At 34.8% G+C, this 21,174-nt stretch carries 7 protein-coding genes; all 7 read right to left on the reverse strand.

The window, feature by feature from the left end:
• A complete protein-coding gene (locus U9966_RS06050) occupies nucleotides 1–11,475 on the reverse strand; it encodes a two-partner secretion domain-containing protein (protein ID WP_322631686.1) in 11,475 nt (3,824 codons plus the stop codon).
• 39 nt (nucleotides 11,476–11,514) lie between these two features.
• Nucleotides 11,515–13,302, reverse strand: coding sequence for a ShlB/FhaC/HecB family hemolysin secretion/activation protein (locus U9966_RS06055; protein WP_306347399.1), 1,788 nt, complete (start codon nucleotides 13,300–13,302; stop codon nucleotides 11,515–11,517).
• 486 nt (nucleotides 13,303–13,788) lie between these two features.
• Complete coding sequence (gene pntB, locus U9966_RS06060; RefSeq protein ID WP_306347400.1) at nucleotides 13,789–15,162, reverse strand: Re/Si-specific NAD(P)(+) transhydrogenase subunit beta; 1,374 nt, start codon at nucleotides 15,160–15,162, stop codon at nucleotides 13,789–13,791.
• A gap of 12 nt (nucleotides 15,163–15,174) precedes the next feature.
• Nucleotides 15,175–16,701: a Re/Si-specific NAD(P)(+) transhydrogenase subunit alpha gene (pntA, locus tag U9966_RS06065; protein WP_306347401.1), complete on the reverse strand. Its 1,527-nt coding sequence runs from the start codon at nucleotides 16,699–16,701 to the stop codon at nucleotides 15,175–15,177.
• Between the two features lie 355 nt (nucleotides 16,702–17,056).
• Complete coding sequence (locus U9966_RS06070; protein ID WP_306347402.1) at nucleotides 17,057–18,970, reverse strand: ABC transporter ATP-binding protein; 1,914 nt, start codon at nucleotides 18,968–18,970, stop codon at nucleotides 17,057–17,059.
• Nucleotides 18,970–19,743, reverse strand: coding sequence for a Fic family protein (locus tag U9966_RS06075; protein ID WP_306347403.1), 774 nt, complete (start codon nucleotides 19,741–19,743; stop codon nucleotides 18,970–18,972). The genes U9966_RS06070 and U9966_RS06075 overlap by 1 nt, the downstream gene beginning before the upstream one ends.
• 15 nt (nucleotides 19,744–19,758) lie before the next feature.
• A protein-coding gene (prfB, locus tag U9966_RS06080; protein WP_306347404.1) for a peptide chain release factor 2 occupies nucleotides 19,759–20,857 on the reverse strand; the annotation gives its coding sequence in 2 pieces (ribosomal slippage) (nucleotides 19,759–20,781 and nucleotides 20,783–20,857; 1,098 coding nt in all).
• Nucleotides 20,858–21,174 lie beyond the last annotated feature (317 nt).

A 21,174-nucleotide genomic window follows, 5' to 3' on the forward strand; every position in this document is an offset into this window, starting at 1 on the left:
TTACCTACCTGTTTTTAGTGATTTTTGACCTGTATGTGGTACTTTAGATTTTTTATGTGCCCATTCAGGTACAAGTTGCATATTATTAGGGGCTGACTGAGCATTATGATGCCATGTAAATCCCTCTATTTTTTGACTCCCTTCTCTTAAGTCATTTAACTGCTCCTGACTAAACCTACTTTTCGCAATCGGATCATCTTTAATAGCTTCCCACATATCTCTTGATGCTTGTTTCATTTGATCTTTATAACTTTTAGTATGATCAATTTTTGCAGTAAATACGGCAACATCATCAAAAACAGGAAGACCACGCTTGTCATAAGGAATATGTTTTACACTACCATCATCAAGTGTTAATCTAACCGCTCTATTACCGTTAGTATCAGTAATAACATCACTTCGCTTAACACTTGCCCGATGTGGTTTCTTTGGTATGCTTGTTGATGTTATATTATCACTACCGTGAGCAATCTCTAAATTAATACGCTGTTCTTTTGGCTCATATATTCCTTTTGATTTTTCTATCGCCTTTTTAACAACATCATCACCAACAGATAATTTTGCTTTTGGTTTTCCATAATCAGTAATTTTTCCAACAGGTGGTAATTGCTTACCTGAATTACTTTTTCCTTTAATCAGACCAGGTTTAACTCCCTTAGTCATGCGGACATTCATTCCACCTAACGCAACAGCAAGATCCTGAGCTAATAATCTAGAACCTTCATCTGTACCAAAAATCGTATAATGTTTTGAATGACTAGCTGCTGCCGATAAATAAGACTCAATTGCCCAAATTTTATTCTTTAACCTTCCTATTTCTCCAGTGTTATCTCCTTTTCCATTCAAATGTTCTTGCTCCAACTGATGAATTCTATCTTGATACCCTGCAATAACCTCTCCTGCTCCCTTGATATATTGATCCATTTCTGGTAAGGTCGGTTTTGTTGTACCTGTGCCAATTTCGTGATTAATAACATCATACAGTAAAGGTACTGTTGAATCTTTACCTCTATTAGGCAATACAACGCTATTGTAAATATCTTGGTTTTTTGCAATAGTATCTGAATTTATAAAACTATTTTTATACTCATCAGAATTTCTATCCAACTCAGCAAACAACGTTTTATCATCTTGCTCTTTTTGCAATTCATTTAAAAACGCTCTAGCGGTCTGATTTTTTTCAACTTCTGCAAAATCATCTGAAACACCCCTTAAACTTTCAGACGTTAATTCTTTTATTGCTTCTTTTTCGCTAATCCCTCGTTTTTTTGCATATCTTCTCGCATTCGTTCTGATAGCACTCACTTCTTGATGATTTAACTGTCGATTATTTTCATCAATCAATGTGGCAGCTTTTGCCCCATCAAAACCACCTGCAAAAAAACCAACCACTTTTGGTGCTATGGCATTAAAAATTCCCTTCAAGAAACTACCGGGTATCCAGCTCTCTATTTTATTTAATGTTGGAGCCGCTTCTGCGACTGCTTTAGCCCCTTTTGCACCGCCTTCACCTGCTAATAATCGACCTGTTTTTTCATGCAAGGCAACTCGGTATTTTCCACCTTCTTCAAATCCTTTAATTCCTTGTGCTGTCATTTCATCTGAGAAGGTGGCTATTTCTCGTGTGATATCTTTAAGTTCATTATAATTGTATTTTTTATCTTTTAGCCTTTTTATAAAAGTATTAATATTGCTTGTGGCTAATCCGCTGTGAACATTTATTCCATTAATATCTTCAAAAGCCTTTGGTTTTGGCTGTTTCTGACCAGCAGAGTAGTCATCTTTAAAACCATTTACTTTACTTTGACTATCAATACTATCAACATTATTTTTATCAAAATGAATATCAGCATTAATTTTTTGATGTAGTTTTCTTTCTAAACTGGTATTTATACTGATACTGTTATCTATATTCAGTTTGATATTAGGAATATAATCTTTTGAAGGTGTAATAGGTGAAATTTCATCAATTGATAAACTATTCCCATTATTTTTTTCAACAGAAGTGATTTTAGATGTATTTATCTTCAACTCACCGCTATCAAATTTTGGTGAAGTAATGGAAGACCAATTCACTTTTTGTGGCGTATTAATCAACGATGCGATAGAGGAGACATCTGCTTTAACTCCATCCAATTTTGGAGAATGAGTGGATGATATATTGACACTTAATTGTGTATCAGTTGATTGTTCCAATGAAGTTGATGGGATAGCTTCTGTTGTGATTTTTCCAACTTTTTGTAACGAGTTATTTGATGGCTCGAATGAGGTTGAAGGTATCGCCTTTATCTTAATCTCTTTAGTATTTGAAGACCAATTTATTTTTGATGATTTATGATTAAATGAATAATCTTTCTCTGAAATTTTATTCAAATACTCATTTCTTTTATCTGCTAAACTCGGCGTTAAATAGTCCTTTTTGCTATCATCAAAATTAACATTTAAATGACTTAAAGTAGAGGATTGATTGGCTAAATTATTTTTAGCTGAATCCATTAATTCATTTGGTGAAGCGGTGTGAGTATTTTTAGCTACTACATCTTCACTTTGTAACTCACTCATTTCCCAACTAGCATTGCCAATACTGATTTCACCTGTGATATTGGTATTTGGTGTATCAATATCTATGTCAGTGAAATTAGATTTTTCATTAAATTTCTCAAGTCCTAATTTTTCATAATCTACATCTTTATAATTAGGTCTAGATGGTGTGTAAGAACCGCCTGAACTTGAATGACCACCAGAACTTGAATGACCTGAGTTTGAACTTCCAGAGCTTGAACTGCCACTACCACTTACAATAGCTCCTACAACAGCACCAACTACAGCACCAACAGGACCTGCTACTGCTCCTCCAATAGCTGCACCAGCAGCTGCACCAACCACAGAATTATTATAGTGAATATTTGCTCCAACTATTCCCTCTGGGCTTTCAATTACCGCACTACTAATCTCTAGTGGTTTACTAATATCGTATAAATCACTTTCTCTTGGTGATAGTTTTTTACTTTCTGAAGATAATTTCTTCGCTAAAGCGGCTAGTTTAGCAGCAGATTTTGCACCTGCTTCCGTCCCTGTTAATAACCAACCAATTTGAGCGTGCATTTGTACTCGTTTTTCACCCCCTTCTTGCCAAGCATCGTAATTACTTGCTTTATCATCTGCTATTGCACTGATTTTGGTTAGTGCAGTTTCTAGTTTTTCTCTATCTGTTGATCTCAAGTTTTTTTCTAATAATGCTTTAATTTCTGCTTTTTTCAATACGGCTTTATCATAAAGAGCCATTTGCTTTTCGGCATATTCAGCAACAGAATGAGGTAACCAACCTCCTGCAATTTTGGTTATCTGTGCTTGGGTATTTAATTCCTTCAGTAGATTTTTTACATTAAACTGTTTGCCTTCAGCTTCACCCTTTATACCACCATAACCCACTCGGTTATCTCTTGTAGAAACAATGTGGTTATCTGAGTTAGGTAAATAACGCTCAATTAAGGTCATCATTCCCGTATAGTTAGGGGAGTCTTTAGTTTTATCTAGTTTAATATTGGTATCTTTAACCGTTGTTCCACCAAATTCACCTGATATTGCTTGTAGCTCTTGATGATTGGTTTGTTGATGATAATCTACTTTAACATCACTGCCTTTTGTGATTGTTGTTTTCGCTTCACTGAATTGATGTAACCCTAATTCTTTTAACTCTGCTGTTGGACGACCATCGGTATAAGAGACAGACCCTGTTGCTTCATATTCTTTGCGTGTATGAGTAATACTTTTATCCATTTCTGTTGCTGCTGCAAAATGGAAATTACGCTCTAACGCCATATCCGTTTTAGAGTCAAAATCAACACCTTGTAACTTAGCTTTACCAGTAGTTGCTAATAATTTAACTTTGTTACCTGCAATTACAGAATGAACAGGTGTTTCATCTTGTGTTTCTGTTTTTGTTACCGTTGTTTCAACAAAATCTTTAACAATAGTACGTTTATCTTTTGTTTCTGAAATCGTGTCCACTTCTTTGGTTAAGTGTTCAATATTTGCATCAGTAACTTTATTAATACGAGATTCACTACTTTTACCTGCAAGTTCTTTTGATAAATTTAACTCTTTTTGTGAATCAAGTTTATCACTATGTTCTTCAGTTATTTGCCCTTTTGTAATGGTTGTTTTTTCACTTATTTCTATATGATTATTGGTACTATGAGTAATATCATAATTTTTTGCACCAATAGTAGTTGTGCCGTTTTTGCTTTTTACTACGCTACCTTTTTGTTGATAAGTTTCTCCTGCGGATACCGTAATATTACCATCACTTAGGATTTGACTACCAGTATATTGAGTCTCAATGATTTTCTTATGTGTTTTTTCAGTAACCTGATGACCTTTTTCATTTGTATAGTTTGTTTTACTTTCACTTTCCTCAACAAGTAAATCTGCTTGTGGGAGAAAATTAATATTTCCTGATGACGCAAGCGTTACTGATGATTTCCCACTTACAATACCACTCGTGATATTGATTGTTTTATCAGCAGAAATGGATAAATTGCCACCACTTGTTATTTTTCCTTGATGATGTTTTGTTTTGATTTTTTTATAGGAGGTTTCAATTACTGAATGCCCTTGCTCATCTGTATAGGTTTTAGGTGTATTGCGTGTTATTGTTTTTTTCGATGAAATAGGAAGAAGATTTACCGCACCTTGAGAAATTATTGATAAGTCTTTTTCCGCCTCAATAACACCTGCCGTCACGGTAATATCTTGACGAGATTTTAAATCTAATTGTTTAGCTTTAATCAATCCTTGATTAGTAATTGCATTTGCTTTAACACTTAATTTTTCTAAACTTTGAATAATGCCTGTATTATCAATATTATTAGTCGCTAAAGATTGATTTCCTTCACTAAATATTTGCCCTTTATTGTTTAAGTCTTGACTATCAATATTAAGTGAATGTTTAGCCATTAACTGACCACTATTCTCTAAAGAATTTAGTACTTTTAAAATTAAGTTACCTGTGCTTTGAATAGTTTTGGTATTTTCAATTTTTTCAGTTATCAGTTTTTGATCCTTATTACTAATAATTTCACCATTATTAATAATATGTTTACTTTTAACGGTAAGTAATTTTGTCGTGGCAATCTTATTACGATTAACTAAATCCCCCTTAGCTTCTACAGTTATATTGCCTGTACTTTGAATAGTGCCGTTATTTTCCACTTTTTCAGTGGTTAGTGTTTGATCTTCACCACTGGCAATTTCATCATCATTAATGATATTTTTACTGTTAATGGCAAGTGATTTTGTTGTAATAATTTTACTGCTATTCGTTAGATCATCTTTCGCTTTAACAGTTAAATTTCCAGAACTTTGGATAGTGCCTTTATTTTCAACTTTTCCAGTGGTTAGTGTTTGTGCTTCGCCACTGGAAATATCCCCCTCATTAATAATATTTTTGCTATTAACGGTGAGAGCTTTGGCAGTAAGAAGGTTACCGTTATTAGTCAGATCATCTTTAGCATCAACAGTTAAGTTGCCAGAACTTTGGATAGTGCTTTTATTTTCCACTTTTCCAGTGGTCAGTGTTTGTGCTTCGCCACTGGAAATGTCTCCCTCATTAATAATATTTTTGCTATTAACGGTGAGAGCTTTGGCAGTAAGAATTTTTCCGTTATTAGTCAGATCATCTTTAGCATCAATAGTTAAGTTGCCAGTACTTTGGATAGTGCTTTTATTTTCCACTTTTCCAGTGGTTAGGGTTTGAGCTTCGCCACTGGAAATGTCCCCCTCATTAATAATATTTTTGCTATTAACGGTGAGAGCTTTGGCAGTAAGAACGTTACCGCTATTAGTTAGATCATCTTTAGCATCAACAGTTAAGTTACCTGAGCTTTGGATAGTGCCTTTATTTTCCACTTTTCCAGTGGTCAGTGTTTGATCTTTATCGCTGGTAATTTCCCCTTTATTAATCATATTTTTGCTGTTAATGGCAAGTGATTTTGTAGTAACAATTTTACCACTACTAATGAGATCATCTTTCGCTTTAACAGTTAAATTTCCAGAACTTTGAATTTTACCTTTATTTTCGACTTTTCCTGTTGTTAGCGTTTGATTTTCACCACTAGTTATTTCAACATCATTAGTGATATTTTTACTATCAATTGTGAGAGATTTTTCTGTAATGATTTTGCCACTATTAGTCAGATTATCTTTTGCTTTAACAGTTAAGTTGCCTTTACTTTGGATGGTGTTTTTATTCTCAATCTTACCAGTAGTTAGTGTTTGAGTTTCACCACTGACAATTTCTCCCTTATTAATAATATTTTTACTATTAATGGTGAGAGCTTTGGCAGTAATAACTTTACCGTGATTGGCTAAATCCTCTTTCGCTTTAACAGTTAGGTTGCCTAAACTTTGGATAGTACCTTTATTTTCCACTTTTCCAGTGGTTAGTGCTTGATCTTCACCACTGGCAATTTCACCATTATTAATGATATTTTTACTGTTAACGGTGAGAGCTTTGGCTGTAACAACTTTGCCATTATTAGTTAGCTCATCTTTCGCTTTAACAGTTAAGTTGCCTGTACTTTGGATAGTGCCTTTATTTTCTACTTTTCCAGTAGTTAGTGTTTGAGCTTCACCACTGGCAATTTCCCCGTCATTAATGATATTTTTGCTGTTAATAGTGAGTTTTTTTGTAGTAACGATTTTGTCGCTACTAATTAGATTATCTTTCGCTTTAACAGTTAAGTTGCCTGTACTTTGGATAGTGCCTTTATTTTCTACTTTTCCAGTAGTTAGTGCTTGATCTTCACCACTGGCAATTTCCCCGTCATTAATGATATTTTTGCTGTTAATAGTGAGTTTTTTTGTAGTAACGATTTTGTCGCTACTAATTAGATTATCTTTCGCTTTAACAGTTAAGTTGCCTGTACTTTGGATAGTGCCTTTATTTTCTACTTTTCCAGTAGTTAGTGTTTGATCTTTACCACTGGCAATTTCCCCGTCATTAATGATATTTTTGCTGTTAATAGTGAGTTTTTTTGTAGTAACGATTTTGTCGCTACTAATTAGATTATCTTTCGCTTTAACAGTTAAGTTGCCTGTACTTTGGATAGTGCCTTTATTCTCCACTTTTCCAGTAGTTAGTGTTTGATTTTCACCACTGGCAACTTCACCCTCATTAATGATATTTCTGCTGTTAACGGTGAGAGCTTTGGCAGTAACAACTTTGCCACTACTAATTAAATCATCTTTCGCTTTAACAGTTAAGTTGCCTGAACTTTGGATAGTGCCTTTATTTTCTACTTTTCCAGTAGTTAGTGTTTGAGCTTCGCCACTGGCAATTTCACCGTTATTAATGATATTTTTGCTGTTAATAGTGAGTTTTTTTGTAGTAACGATTTTGTCGCTACTAATTAGATTATCTTTCGCTTTAACAGTTAAGTTGCCTGTACTTTGGATAGTGCCTTTATTTTCTACTTTTCTAGTAGTTAGTGCTTGATCTTCACCACTGGCAATCTCCCCTTCGTTAATAATATTTTTGCTGTTAACGGTGAGAGCTTTGGCAGTAACAACTTTGCCACTACTAATTAAATCATCTTTCGCTTTAACAGTTAAGTTACCAGAACTTTGAATAGAGCCTTTATTTTCCACTTTTCCAGTAGTTAGCGTTTGAGCTTCGCCACTGGCAATCTCCCCTTCGTTAATAATATTTTTGCTGTTAACGGTGAGAGCTTTGGCAGTGACAACTTTACCACGACTAATGAGATCATCTTTAGCATCAAGAGTTAAGTTGCCTATACTTTGGATAGTACCTTTATTATTAACTTTTTCAGTGGTTAGTATTTGATCTTTACCACTAGCAATTTCACCCTCATTAATGATATTTTTGCTATTAATAGTGAGTACTTTTTCAGTAATAATCTTGCCACTATTTGTAAGGTTTTCTGTAACTTTGATGACCAAATTAGCTAAACTTTGAATATTTCCAATACTATCAATATTACCCGCATTTAAGGTTTGATCTAACTCACTGGCAATATTTCCATCATTAATGATATTTTTACTGTTAATAGTAAGTAATTTTTTAGTAATTACTTTACCGCTATTAATCAGATCATCTTTAGCATCAAGAGTTAAATTTCCAGAACTTTGAATAGAGCCTTTATTTTCCACTTTTCCAGTAGTTAGTGTTTGAGCTTCGCCACTGGCAATTTCTCCCTCGTTAATAATATTTTTGCTGTTAACGGTGAGAGCTTTAGCTGTAACAACTTTGCCACTACTAATTAAATCATCTTTCGCTTTAACAGTTAAGTTGCCTGAACTTTGGATAGCCCCTTTATTAGTAATTTTTCCAGTAGTTAGTGTTTGCTCTTTACCGCTGGTAATTTCCCCTTCGTTAACAATATTTTTGCTGTTAACGGTGAGAGCTTTAGCTGTAACAACTTTGCCACTACTAATTAAATCATCTTTCGCTTTAACAGTTAAGTTGCCTGAACTTTGGATAGTACCTTTATTGGTAATTTTTCCAGTGGTTAGTGTTTGCTCTTTACCGCTGGTAATTTCCCCTTCGTTAACAATATTTTTGCTGTTAACGGTGAGAGCTTTAGCTGTAACAACTTTGCCACTACTAATTAAATCATCTTTCGCTTTAACAGTTAAGTTGCCTGAACTTTGGATAGTACCTTTATTGGTAATTTTTCCAGTGGTTAGTGTTTGCTCTTTACCGCTGGTAATTTCCCCTTCGTTAACAATATTTTTGCTGTTAACGGTGAGAGCTTTAGCTGTAACAACTTTGCCACTACTAATTAAATCATCTTTCGCTTTAACAGTTAAGTTGCCTGAACTTTGGATAGCCCCTTTATTAGTAATTTTTCCAGTAGTTAGTGTTTGCTCTTTACCGCTGGCAATTTCCCCTTCGTTAATAATATTTTTACTGTTAAGAGTGAGAGTTTTGGCAGTAACAATTTTACCGCTACTAATGAGATTATCTTTAGCTTCAATGGTTAAATTATCAGAACTTTGGATAGTACCTTTATTAGTAATTTTTCCAGTGGTTAGTGTTTGAGCTTCGCCACTGGCAATTTCTCCCTCGTTAATAATATTTTTACTGTTAACGGTGAGAGCTTTAGCTGTAACAACTTTGCCACTACTAATTAAATCATCTTTAGCTTTAACAGTTAAGTTACCAGAACTTTGGATAGTACCTTTATTAGTAATTTTTCCAGTGATTAGTGTTTGCTCTTTACCGCTGGTAATTTCCCCTTCGTTAACAATATTTTTGCTGTTAACGGTGAGAGCTTTTGCAGTAACAACTTTACCACTACTAATTAAATCATCTTTCGCTTTAACAGTTAAGTTACCAGAACTTTGGATAGCCCCTTTATTGGTAATTTTTCCAGTGGTTAGTGTTTGCTCTTTACCGCTGGTAATTTCCCCTTCGTTAACAATATTTTTGCTGTTAACGGTGAGAGCTTTAGCTGTAACAACTTTGCCACTACTAATTAAATCATCTTTAGCTTTAATAGTTAAGTTACCAGAACTTTGGATAGCCCCTTTATTGGTAATTTTTCCAGTGGTTAGTGTTTGATCTTCGCCACTGGCAATTTCCCCTTCGTTAACAATATTTTTACTGTTAAGGGTGAGAGCTTTTGCAGTAATAATTTTCCCGTTACTAGTCAGATTATCTTTAGCTTTAACAGTTAAGTTGCCTGAACTTTGGATAGCCCCTTTATTAGTAATTTTTCCAGTAGTTAGTGTTTGATCTTTACCGCTGGCAATTTCTCCTTCGTTAACAATATTTTTGCTGTTAATGGTGAGAGCTTTTGCAGTAACAACTTTACCACTACTAATTAAATCATCTTTCGCTTTAACGGTTAAATTACCAGAACTTTGGATAGCCCCTTTATTAGTAATTTTTCCAGTAGTTAGTGTTTGATTTTCATCGCTAGCAATTTCCCCTTCGTTAATAATATTGTTACTGTTAAGAGTGAGAGTTTTGGCAGTAACAATTTTACCGCTACTAATGAGATCATCTTTTGCTTCAATGGTTAAATTATCTGCACTTTGAATATTACCATTATTATTAATTTGATTGGTGGTAATTGTTTGTGTTCTATCACTTATAATGTTACCAGAATTGATTATATTTTTACTATTAATGGAGAGAGATTTGGCAGTAGCAATTTTACCATTATTAGTGAGGATATTTTTAGTATCAATTTTTAGATCACTAATACTTTGAATAGTCCCTTCATTTTCTAATATTGTTGTACTTAGTTTTTGATTAATGCCACTGGTTAATTTACCGGTATTATTAAGTTTATCAGCAGATAGCTGTAGATTTTGAGTACTGGTAATCTCCCCTGTGTTCTTTATATTTTTACTATGAATTTCAATATCTTTTGAAGAAAATAATTCTCCGCTATTCGTTAAACCTTCTTTAGTATTAATATTTAATTTACCCGAAGTTCGAATTTTTCCCTTGTTATGTAACTGTTTTAATTTTAATTTCAGTGGGTTATTACTAACTATTTCACCCTTATTCTCAAATTTCTTAATATTTGTTTTTAACTTTTTAAATTGTATTTTACCACTATTACTTAACTTGCCATCAGCTGTTAAAGTAAGTTCATTTGCTTGAATGATCCCTGCATTATTTATGCCAATACCTTGTTCTGTACCTACCAAACGGATGCTATCTGAATACATACCACCCAATGCACCAGTATCAATTGCAAAAACAGGTGTTTTATCATCATTCGGAGTTGGATTACTATTAACAATGTTTCCCTTAGTATCTACCGTGTTCACACCCGTGATAATATCTAATTGACCTTTATTTTTGTAAATTTTTGCATTAATCTTACCGCTTCGAGCCAATAAGGCTGTGTAATTTCCCTCTTGAACATCCAATCCCTTACCAGTAACAACAATTTGACCTTGCTGAATTTGATGTCCAACAACTTTTCCTTGTTGTAATTGGGTTTTACCTGTACTTAAAATTGTTTTATTCGTATTTAAAAATTTACCGCCATTAACTGCTATACCACTAGGATTTGCAATAATGATATCCGCTCGCTTACCTGCAACTTCAATTACACCATTTAATTGAGAGGGATTGTTACTATTTACTTGATTAACAATAACATCTGCTTCACCACGAACCATATAAGGATTTGCAGAGACCCAACCTGCTATTTTTGTATTTGTAGCTTTACGGTTATTCGCAATCACCACACCTTTATTATCAACATCAAACTTAGAGAATTGACTAACAGAAACTCCAGCAGCACTCGGTGTTCTAACATTAACTTGAATTGCCCCACTTTTGGTTGGCAAAATAATGGCTTGTTGTTTTATTGGTGCATTGTAGTCTGCAACCACATCACTTGAAAGTGTAGTTTGAGGGGCGAGATAAAGTGATACTATAATTAATCCATTAAATATACTATTCAATTTCATTTTACGTTTGCTCATTATTTTTATCCTCTCTTGACGATCGGTCTTTAACAATTATTAAAAACTATAAGAAATATTAAAACCAGTCACCACTTTATCAGTGTCAAATTTTGTTGGTTTTTTCAAAGGTGTGGAAATAAATAGATCATAATGCCAATTACCATAATGTTTGTATTGTCCATTAAAACCTAATGTCATACCGCTAAGAGTATCACTTACTAAATTTTTATTTTTATCTCCAAAAACTTTTCCAACATCTAACCCAAGATAAACTCGATGATTATCATTATATTGCCATACAATATCATTTCTTAAATACCAACCCTGTTCTGCTGATAATGTTTGTTCACCAGTAAAACCTCGTACATTGTAACGACCACCTATACTAAAATTGTCTTGTATGGTCAGTGCTGTTTGATTGAACTGTCCTTGTAATTGACTATGCCAGCTAAACTGTTGATGTCCAACTTTAAACGGCATTTGCCAATCAATATTCGCTATCCATATTTTAGATTTAGCAGTACCTTCATTAAATAACTCTTCAGGTGCGGTAATAGCATTAAATGCTCGAGTACCTCGTTTGTAAGTTAAACTGCTAATAAGTGTCCCAAGTTTAAAATAACTGTGACTTGAAATATTTGCTTGCCAACCTGCTGTACGACGATGTTGAACATCAATTTCCACATCATCAATATAGCTTTTATTCTCTTTAAACCAACCGCCTAATTGGGCAGTTATTTTATGCTGATTATCTCTGTATATCACTTTTGATAAATTAAGGTGAGCTTGATTACTGGTACCAGTATAATGATAATTACGATTAACTCCTATAACTGCTTGGTCATAAAAATAATGGTTAATACCCATATCAACTAACCAATAACCAAAAGGAACGCTGTACCCAATGGAATAACTTGATGTTTTTCCTTTGTCTACTTTACCATTAGGATCTGTTGCTTTTTTTCCTGATGTTAAATTATGCGTATAACTTACCGATAATATATCATTAAGGTGTAGAGGATTATCCCACACTATAGAAATTGTGCCTAAATACTTACCTGTTGATTTACTACCACTATCATCAAAAGAAAAATTAACTCGGATAGGATATTTTTGTTGTTGCCAAAGTACTTTTACATCACTCATATTTTGTTGTGTGCTTGGGATAATATTAATTTCAGCTTTTACAGTTTGTAAGCGACGTAAATTATCTAACCCTTGCTCTAAATCACGTAAATTTAATGGTTTATTTTTATCATTTGGAAATGCTGTAAATAAATTTGCTCTATTCGCATAAGTCTTTTCTATATTATTTTTATCGATAACAATATTATTCAGTAATCCCTGCATTAAAGAGAATTCTAAAGTACGATCAGTTAATGATTGATTAGGTATAAATAGGCGGCTGGTAATCCACCCTTTGGTAATGATATTATTTTGAATAGTTGTATTTAACATACGTATATCATTTAGGCTTAAGCAAGGAATAAAATGGGGCTGTTCAAATAATTCAAACTTCAACGATGTTATTTTCTGGTATGTTAAATTCTGTGAATTTAATGCATTAGTAATGATAGAATAAAAATCTGAAATAGGTGCTGTATTACCTAACACATTAAAATCAATTTTTTTAATTGGAAAACATATTGAATGATTATTTTGAGAGATATGTTGAGAGCGTGGTACAGATAAAGTAGTAGGCTTATTTGGTGTTTTTTCTAATTGACGATTAATAGTTGCTTGCCGTAACTCAGACTGTTTTAAGATATTATCTGATACTGGAAGATTTTGTGCTAGTGAAGAAGTACCATAAAATAAGGTTAAAAATAGCAGTTTTATTTTCATAACAATACTCTGTTTCAAAATTAACTTTAATTCTATCTTATTTTAAATCATATTTTCACATTTTTTGTGACTTTTGTAGGGAAGATCACATTTTTATCAGAGCTTTAGTAAACTTTTATCTACTGAGTTTTATAAATTAATAATTATTATGCAGACTCCATTAAGAAAAGTAAGGATAAAAATTGTAAATTTTTAACTAGATGTAACCGCTATATTTGATCATATTTTTATGTAACTCATTGATATGTAAATATATTGTGGTGGCAGGGTATATCTTGTTGTCTTATGTTTTGTACAGTTGTACTATTCTTACATTTATTCATTATTTTCAAATATCAATCTATCAAAATCTCCCTTCATTAAAGTATACTTTTTCTTTCTTTGTATTAAAGAATTAAATTTGTAAATTTTCGATTTGATCATACCGCTATAAAAATGCCGCTATCTTCCAATAACGGCATTTTATTTTACTTTAAAACTCTTTGATTATAAGGCTTTTAAAATATCATCGACACGATCTTTTGCATCGCCGAATAACATTTGGGTATTATCTTTAAAGAATAATGGGTTTTGAACTCCTGCATAACCTACAGCCATTGAGCGTTTAAATACCACAACATTCGCTGCGTGCCAAACTTCTAACACAGGCATACCAGCGATTGGGCTGTTTGGATCTTCCATTGCCGCAGGGTTTACAGTGTCGTTTGCACCGATAACTAATACTACTTCTGTTGAAGATAAGTCGTCGTTGATTTCGTCCATTTCAAGAACAATATCATAAGGCACTTTTGCTTCTGCCAATAACACGTTCATATGACCTGGTAAACGACCAGCAACAGGGTGTATTGCAAAGCGTACTTCAACGCCTAAATCACGTAAACGTTGTGTTAAATCTGCAACAGGGTACTGTGCTTGTGCAACCGCCATTCCGTATCCTGGAGTAATAACCACCGAGCTTGCATTTTTAAGCATTTCAGCCACTTCTTCTGCAGTGGTTTCACGGTGTTCGCCTTGTTCTTCATCAGAAGAAACTTGAACATCGTTACCAAATCCACCTGCGATGACGCTAATGAACGAGCGGTTCATTGCTTTACACATAATGTAAGAAAGGATTGCACCTGATGAACCTACTAATGCACCAGTGATGATAAGTAAGTCGTTGTTTAGCATAAAACCTGCTGCTGCTGCTGCCCAACCAGAGTAAGAGTTTAGCATTGATACAACCACTGGCATATCTGCACCACCGATTGACGCCACTAAGTGCCAACCGAATGCAAGTGCGATCATTGTCATCAATAACACTGGGAATAAGTTTTCTGGATGCTTAACAAAGGCAATCATTAATAAGAATGAAACAACAATTGCAGCTAAATTCATTTTATGGCGATGTGGTAAAGTTAACGCTTTTGAATTTAATTTACCGTTTAATTTACCAAAGGCTACCAATGAACCTGTGAAGGTTACCGCACCGATGAAGATACCTAAAAATACTTCAACATTATGAATATTTTCTAAAACAGGGGTTGATGCTTCGTGTAAACCGTAGCTGTTATAGCCGACTAATACCGCTGCTAAGCCTACAAAGCTGTGTAAGATTGCAACGAGTTCAGGCATTTCAGTCATTTCAACTTTTAATGCTTGACGGATACCTAATGCACCACCGATTGCCATTGCAATGATGATCCAAAATACACCGTGAGATTGTGGTCCAAAAATGGTTACAAATAATGCAATTCCCATACCCACAATACCATACCAACAACCTGCTTTGGCTGTTTCGTGTTTAGAAAGTCCTGCTAAGCTCATAATGAAAAGTAGAGCCGATATAATATAAGCAGCTTGTACAAAACCTAAAGACATATCGTTTTCTCCTTAACCTTTTCTGAACATTGCAAGCATACGTTGGGTAACTTTAAAGCCACCGAAAATATTGATACTTGCGACTAAAATTGCAATAAATGCAACGACACTAATAAATACACCACCTTGTGCGATCTGCAATAATGCACCGACAATGATGATCCCTGAAATTGCATTGGTTACCGCCATTAACGGTGTGTGCAATGCGTGGCTGACATTCCAAACCACATAATAACCTACAACACAAGCTAACACGAACACAGAGAAATGGGATAAAAATTCTTGTGGAGCAACAGAGGCTAAGCCTAAGAATGCAACTCCAGCTGCCGCCATTACACCATATTTGATACGAGGATCTGCTGGTTTTTCTTCTTTTTTCGCAACAGGCTCTTTCACTTTTGGTTGCTGTTGTGCTGATACTTTGATTGGTGGAGCTGGCCATGTAATTTCACCGTCACGCACCACAGTCACACCACGTTGAACCACATCTTCAAAATCAATATTGATATTACCGTCTTTTTCTTTACAAAGTAGTTTTAATAAATTAACTAAGTTTGTTCCGTAAAGTTGTGAGGATTGGGTTGGTAAACGCCCAGGTAAATCAGTATAACCAATCACTTTTACTTGATTATCTGTGATAACCACTTCATCAGCTTTTGAATATTCACAGTTACCGCCTGTTGCTGCGGCTAAATCTACAATCACAGAACCTGGTTTCATTGAATCCACCATTTCTTTTGTGATTAAGCGAGGAGCAGGGCGACCTGGAATTAACGCTGTTGTGATAATAATATCGACTTCTTTTGCTTGCTCAGCATAAAGTTCTAAAGATTTTCTATTGAACTCTTCAGACATTACTTTTGCATAACCGTCAGAACTGACTTCTGTTTCTACATCAATTTCAAGGAAAGAAGCGCCCATACTTTCCACTTGTTCTTTGGTTTCAGGACGAGAATCAAAAGCACGAACGATTGCCCCTAAGCTACTTGCTGCACCAATGGCTGCAAGACCAGCAACACCTGCACCGATAACCAATACTTTCGCAGGTGGCACTTTACCCGCAGCCGTAATTTGACCAGTGAATAAGCTACCAAATTCGTGAGCGGCTTCAACCACTGCACGATAACCTGCAATGTTTGCCATTGAGCTTAACGCATCTAAGGCTTGAGCACGGGAAATACGAGGCACACTATCCATTGCCAGAACATTAATTTTTTTAGAAGAAAGTTTTTTCATTAGCTCTTCATTTTGAGCAGGCCAAATAAAGCTAACTAGGGTCGCTCCTTCTTTCATTAATGCAATTTCTTCGTCAGTAGGTGCGTTTACTTTAAAGATAATATCCGCATTCCATACTGTTTTTTGATCGCCGACAGACGCACCTGCTTGTACAAATGCTTTATCTTCAAAACTCGCTTTAAAGCCAGCACCGTGTTCAACGATAACTTCAAAACCAAGTTTTAGGATCTGTGCAACGGTTTTAGGCGTTGCTGCTACACGATTTTCACCGCTTAACAGCTCCTTTGGTACACCAATAAGCATAAAGACTCCTTATAATAATAAAAAAATGACTAGTAATTAACCATTCTAAATGTTTTAGAAAAACAGTATAAATTTACCATTTTTTTGACTGAAAGTGTAAAATTTTGTAAAAGAAAATGATAATAACATTGAAAGAAAAAATGATATTAATATATTAAACACTCTAATTTTGAATAACATTTACAATTTATTTTATGAAATTCTGATATTTGTAATATCTGAAACGGAAAAATAGTAAAAATATTTTTTTAAGATACTTTCATAACTTATCGGTGATTAAGCGGTATCTTTTTATCAAAAATTTGCATATTAGAGTAAATACGAACATTTCGGTACTATTCGTATAGTTCTTATCTTACTCATTCAGACATATTTCAAGTTCATCGTGGCACTCTAACCACTGCATTTCAACCTCTTCAAGTTGCTGTTTGGTTTTAACTTGTTGAGCTAATACTTCATTTAGTTTGATTTTATTTTCTGTTTCATAAAGTGAACTATCACTTAATTGTTGTTCAATCTGAGAGAGAGTAGCGGTCAGTTTCTCTAAACTTTTTTCAAGTTTTTCAATTTTCTTACGCAGTGGGGCGGTTTGTTTACGCAATTCTGCTTCTTGGCGTTTTTGTTCTTTACGGTTTATGCCACTGTTTGATGTGTCAGTATAAGCGGTCTGATTTTGGGATCTTTTTGCAAGTTCAAGCTGATTTTGTTCGTTGAGCCATTTTTGATAATCCTCTAAATCGCCCTTAAATTCTTCCACTTTTTTGTTATGCACCAAATAAAACTCATCAACGGTACTACGCAATAAATGGCGATCGTGCGATACCACCACAAGCGAGCCTTCATATTGTGTTAAGGCTTCGGTTAAGGCTTGTCGCATATCCAAATCTAAATGGTTGGTCGGTTCATCGAGTAATAATAAATTAGGGCGTTGCCATACAATTAAGGCTAACACCAAACGGGCTTTTTCGCCCCCTGAAAAACTTTTTACCGCTTGTTTGACTTTATCACCGTGAAAATCAAATCCACCTAAATAGTTTCTCAATTCTTGTTCCGTTTTTTCTGGGGCAATATGGGTCAAATGCCACAAAGCACTTTCTTCTACACGCAAGGTATCTACTTGATGCTGAGCAAAATAGCCTAGTTTTACGCCTTTTGCTAACTTAATTTTCCCAGTTTTAGGTGGTAGCTCTTCTGAAAGTAATTTGATTAAGGTTGATTTCCCTGCACCATTACGTCCTAATAAACCAATGCGAGAACCGGGTACTAAATTAAGTTTTACCGATTCTAAAATTGTTTTATCGCCATATCCTGCACTCACTTTTTCCATTGAAAGCAACGGACTTGGCAAAGATAATGGCGGACGGAATTCAAAGGAAAATGGGCTATCAATATGTGCTGGTGCAATCATTTCCATTTTTTCGAGTGCTTTAATACGACTTTGTGCCTGTTTTGCTTTGGTTGCTTTGGCTTTAAAGCGATCAATAAAACTTTGTAAATGTTCTACTTTACGTTGCTGTTGCTGATACGCCGAATTTTGTTGGGCTAATTTAGTCGCTCGTTGAATTTCAAAAGAGCTGTAATTCCCTGTGTATTCGTGCAACTGCTGATTTTCAATATGGATCACTCGATTGATAATCGGATCTAAAAAATCTCTGTCGTGTGAGATCAAAATCAAGGTGCCTTTATATTGCGTGAGCCAACGTTCTAACCAAATGACGGCATCTAAATCCAAATGGTTAGTCGGTTCATCAAGCAATAATAAATCACTACGACACAACAACGCTTGAGCTAAATTCAAACGCATACGCCAACCACCTGAAAAGGCCTTCACTGGCTCATCAAGTTGTTCGGTACTAAAACCCAAACCGTTTAACAAGGTTGCGGCACGAGATTGGATCGTCCACGCATCAATGGTATCTAATTGAGCGTGAATCGTCGCGATTAAATGTCCATCATTATCTAAATTTGCTTGCTCTAAGGCTTTGTTCAGCTCGGTATATTGACGATCCCCTAAAATCACATAATCCAACGCAGAGATATCAAGGGCGGGCGTTTCTTGGTTTACCCACGCTATTGACCAACTACTCGGATATTTCGCCTCGCCGCCTTCGGGGGTAAATTCACTTTTAAGTAAACCTAATAGTGACGATTTCCCACAGCCATTTTTACCTACAAGACCGACTTTTTGCTGAGGATTGATCGTGGCATTCGCATTGTCTAATAGTGTTTGTGTACCACGAGTAAGGGTTAAATTTGTTAAGGTTATCATTATGGTGTCAATTCCTGAGCGTTAAAAGCATCTTTCCAATCTCTATCAAGTATTTCTAAATTGCGTTCAATACTCACTTGAATATTATTCGCAATAAAATCAATAATTTCTTGATAATCTTCATTTATTTGTGAATTTTCTAAAACTTGATAATATTTTTCTCTATCTTCATTCTTGATGATTGTGATCGGATAACCTTGCTTCATCAATTCTAAATTCATTAAAAGTCGTCCTGTCCTTCCATTACCGTCAGAAAAAGGGTGGATTTTTTCAAAACGTGCGTGAAAAATTGCGACTTTTTCAATAATATGGCGATCACTTTGATTATACCAATCTAAAAGTGCCTGCAAATCTTCTTCAATATGAAAAGGACGAGAAGTTTCGGTTTTACTATGGCTAATCACAACATCGTGATTTCTAAAAACACCTGCAATTTCACGATCAATACTACCGATTACAATCTGATGAAATTCTTTAATCAAGCGAATATCCAATGCTCGATGTAACGCAATTTCTTCAAGTAAATAATCAATCGCATAACTTTGATTTTGGGTTTCAATATGATCCTTTAATGGCTTACCATTGATTGTGATCCCTTGCTCTAACACAATTTGCGTTTCTCTTAATGTTAACGAGTTTCCCTCAATCGCATTAGAGTGGTAGATATATTCTTGCTTTAAACTTTCAAATAATCTTTTTAACACCAATTGCGGTAACGGTCTGCGATCATTAAGAAAATTTTTCAATTTTTCTAAGTAAGCAATAGTATTCATATAATTTCCTAAAAATTACAACCCAGCCTTTAAACTTGCTTCAATAAAGCGATCTAAATCGCCATCTAGCACCGCTTGGGTATTGCGGTTTTCAACGCCTGTACGTAAATCTTTGATACGACTATCATCAAGTACATAAGAACGAATTTGACTGCCCCAGCCGATATCCGATTTGCTTTCTTCAAGGGCTTGTTTTTCAGCATTTTGTTTTTGCATTTCTAATTCAAATAATTTCGCACGCAGTTGTTTCATTGCACTGTCTTTATTTTGGTGCTGTGAGCGTCCGTTTTGACATTGCACCACTGTATTTGTCGGTAAATGAGTAATACGCACTGCCGATTCCGTTTTATTCACGTGCTGACCACCCGCCCCTGATGCTCGATAAACGTCAATACGTAAATCGGCAGGGTTGATGTCAATATCGATGTTGTCGTTGATTTCAGGGTAAATAAATGCCGCACTAAATGAGGTATGACGGCGGTTATTTGAGTCAAACGGGCTTTTACGCACTAAGCGATGGATCCCTGTTTCGGTACGTAACCAACCAAAGGCATATTCGCCAGAGACTTTTACTGTTGCCGATTTTAAGCCAGCTACATCGCCGTCTGATACTTCGATCAATTCAGTTTTAAAGCCTTTGCTTTCTGCCCAACGTAGATACATTCGTAGCAACATCTCTGTCCAGTCTTGGGCTTCTGTCCCGCCTGATCCTGCTTGTAAATCAATGTAGCAATCATTCGGATCGTTCTCGCCACTAAACATACGGCGGAATTCTAATTTTGCTAATTTTTGTTCTAATGTATCCGCTTCTTGTGTTGCTTCATTGAAGGTGTCTTCATCTTCCATTTCAACAGCAAGCTCAATCAAGCCTTCAATATCATCAACACCTTGTTCTAATTCTTTGATTGTATTGATTATTTCTTCTAGGGCAACTCGCTCTTTACCTAAGGCTTGGGCTTTTTCAGGATTATTCCACACTTCTGGTTGTTCTAATTCTGCGTTTACTTCTTCTAAACGCTCAACTTTGACATCAAAGTCAAAGATACCCCCTGATAACTTGGGTGCGTTCGGTTAAATCAGCAAGTTGGTTTTTAATTGGGTTTACTTCAAACATTTTTATTCCTTTATAATAATTTGGTAGAGACCCGATATATATCGGTCTTGAGTTTTTAGATGATAGATTGCATTAAGTCCGTATTGAGTAAGACTTAGCCTTCTTAATTTCTGTCTAATTCTATCATTGTTATAATAAAAAATATATTGTTCAGAGAAAGTATTAATGGGAAGTATATACTTTAATTATTGATTTTAAAAAATCAGTAGTAACAATTTAAAAAAGTTATATGTTTTGTTGGCGAAAAAATCCATTATTAGGATTTTTAACTAAATTTAGGTTTCTTTTTTGTTGAAAATTTTGACAAATATTCATTT

It is taken from the genome of Pasteurella atlantica (assembly GCF_963693435.1).
In the GTDB taxonomy this organism is placed as follows: Bacteria; Pseudomonadota; Gammaproteobacteria; order Enterobacterales; family Pasteurellaceae; genus Phocoenobacter; species Phocoenobacter atlanticus.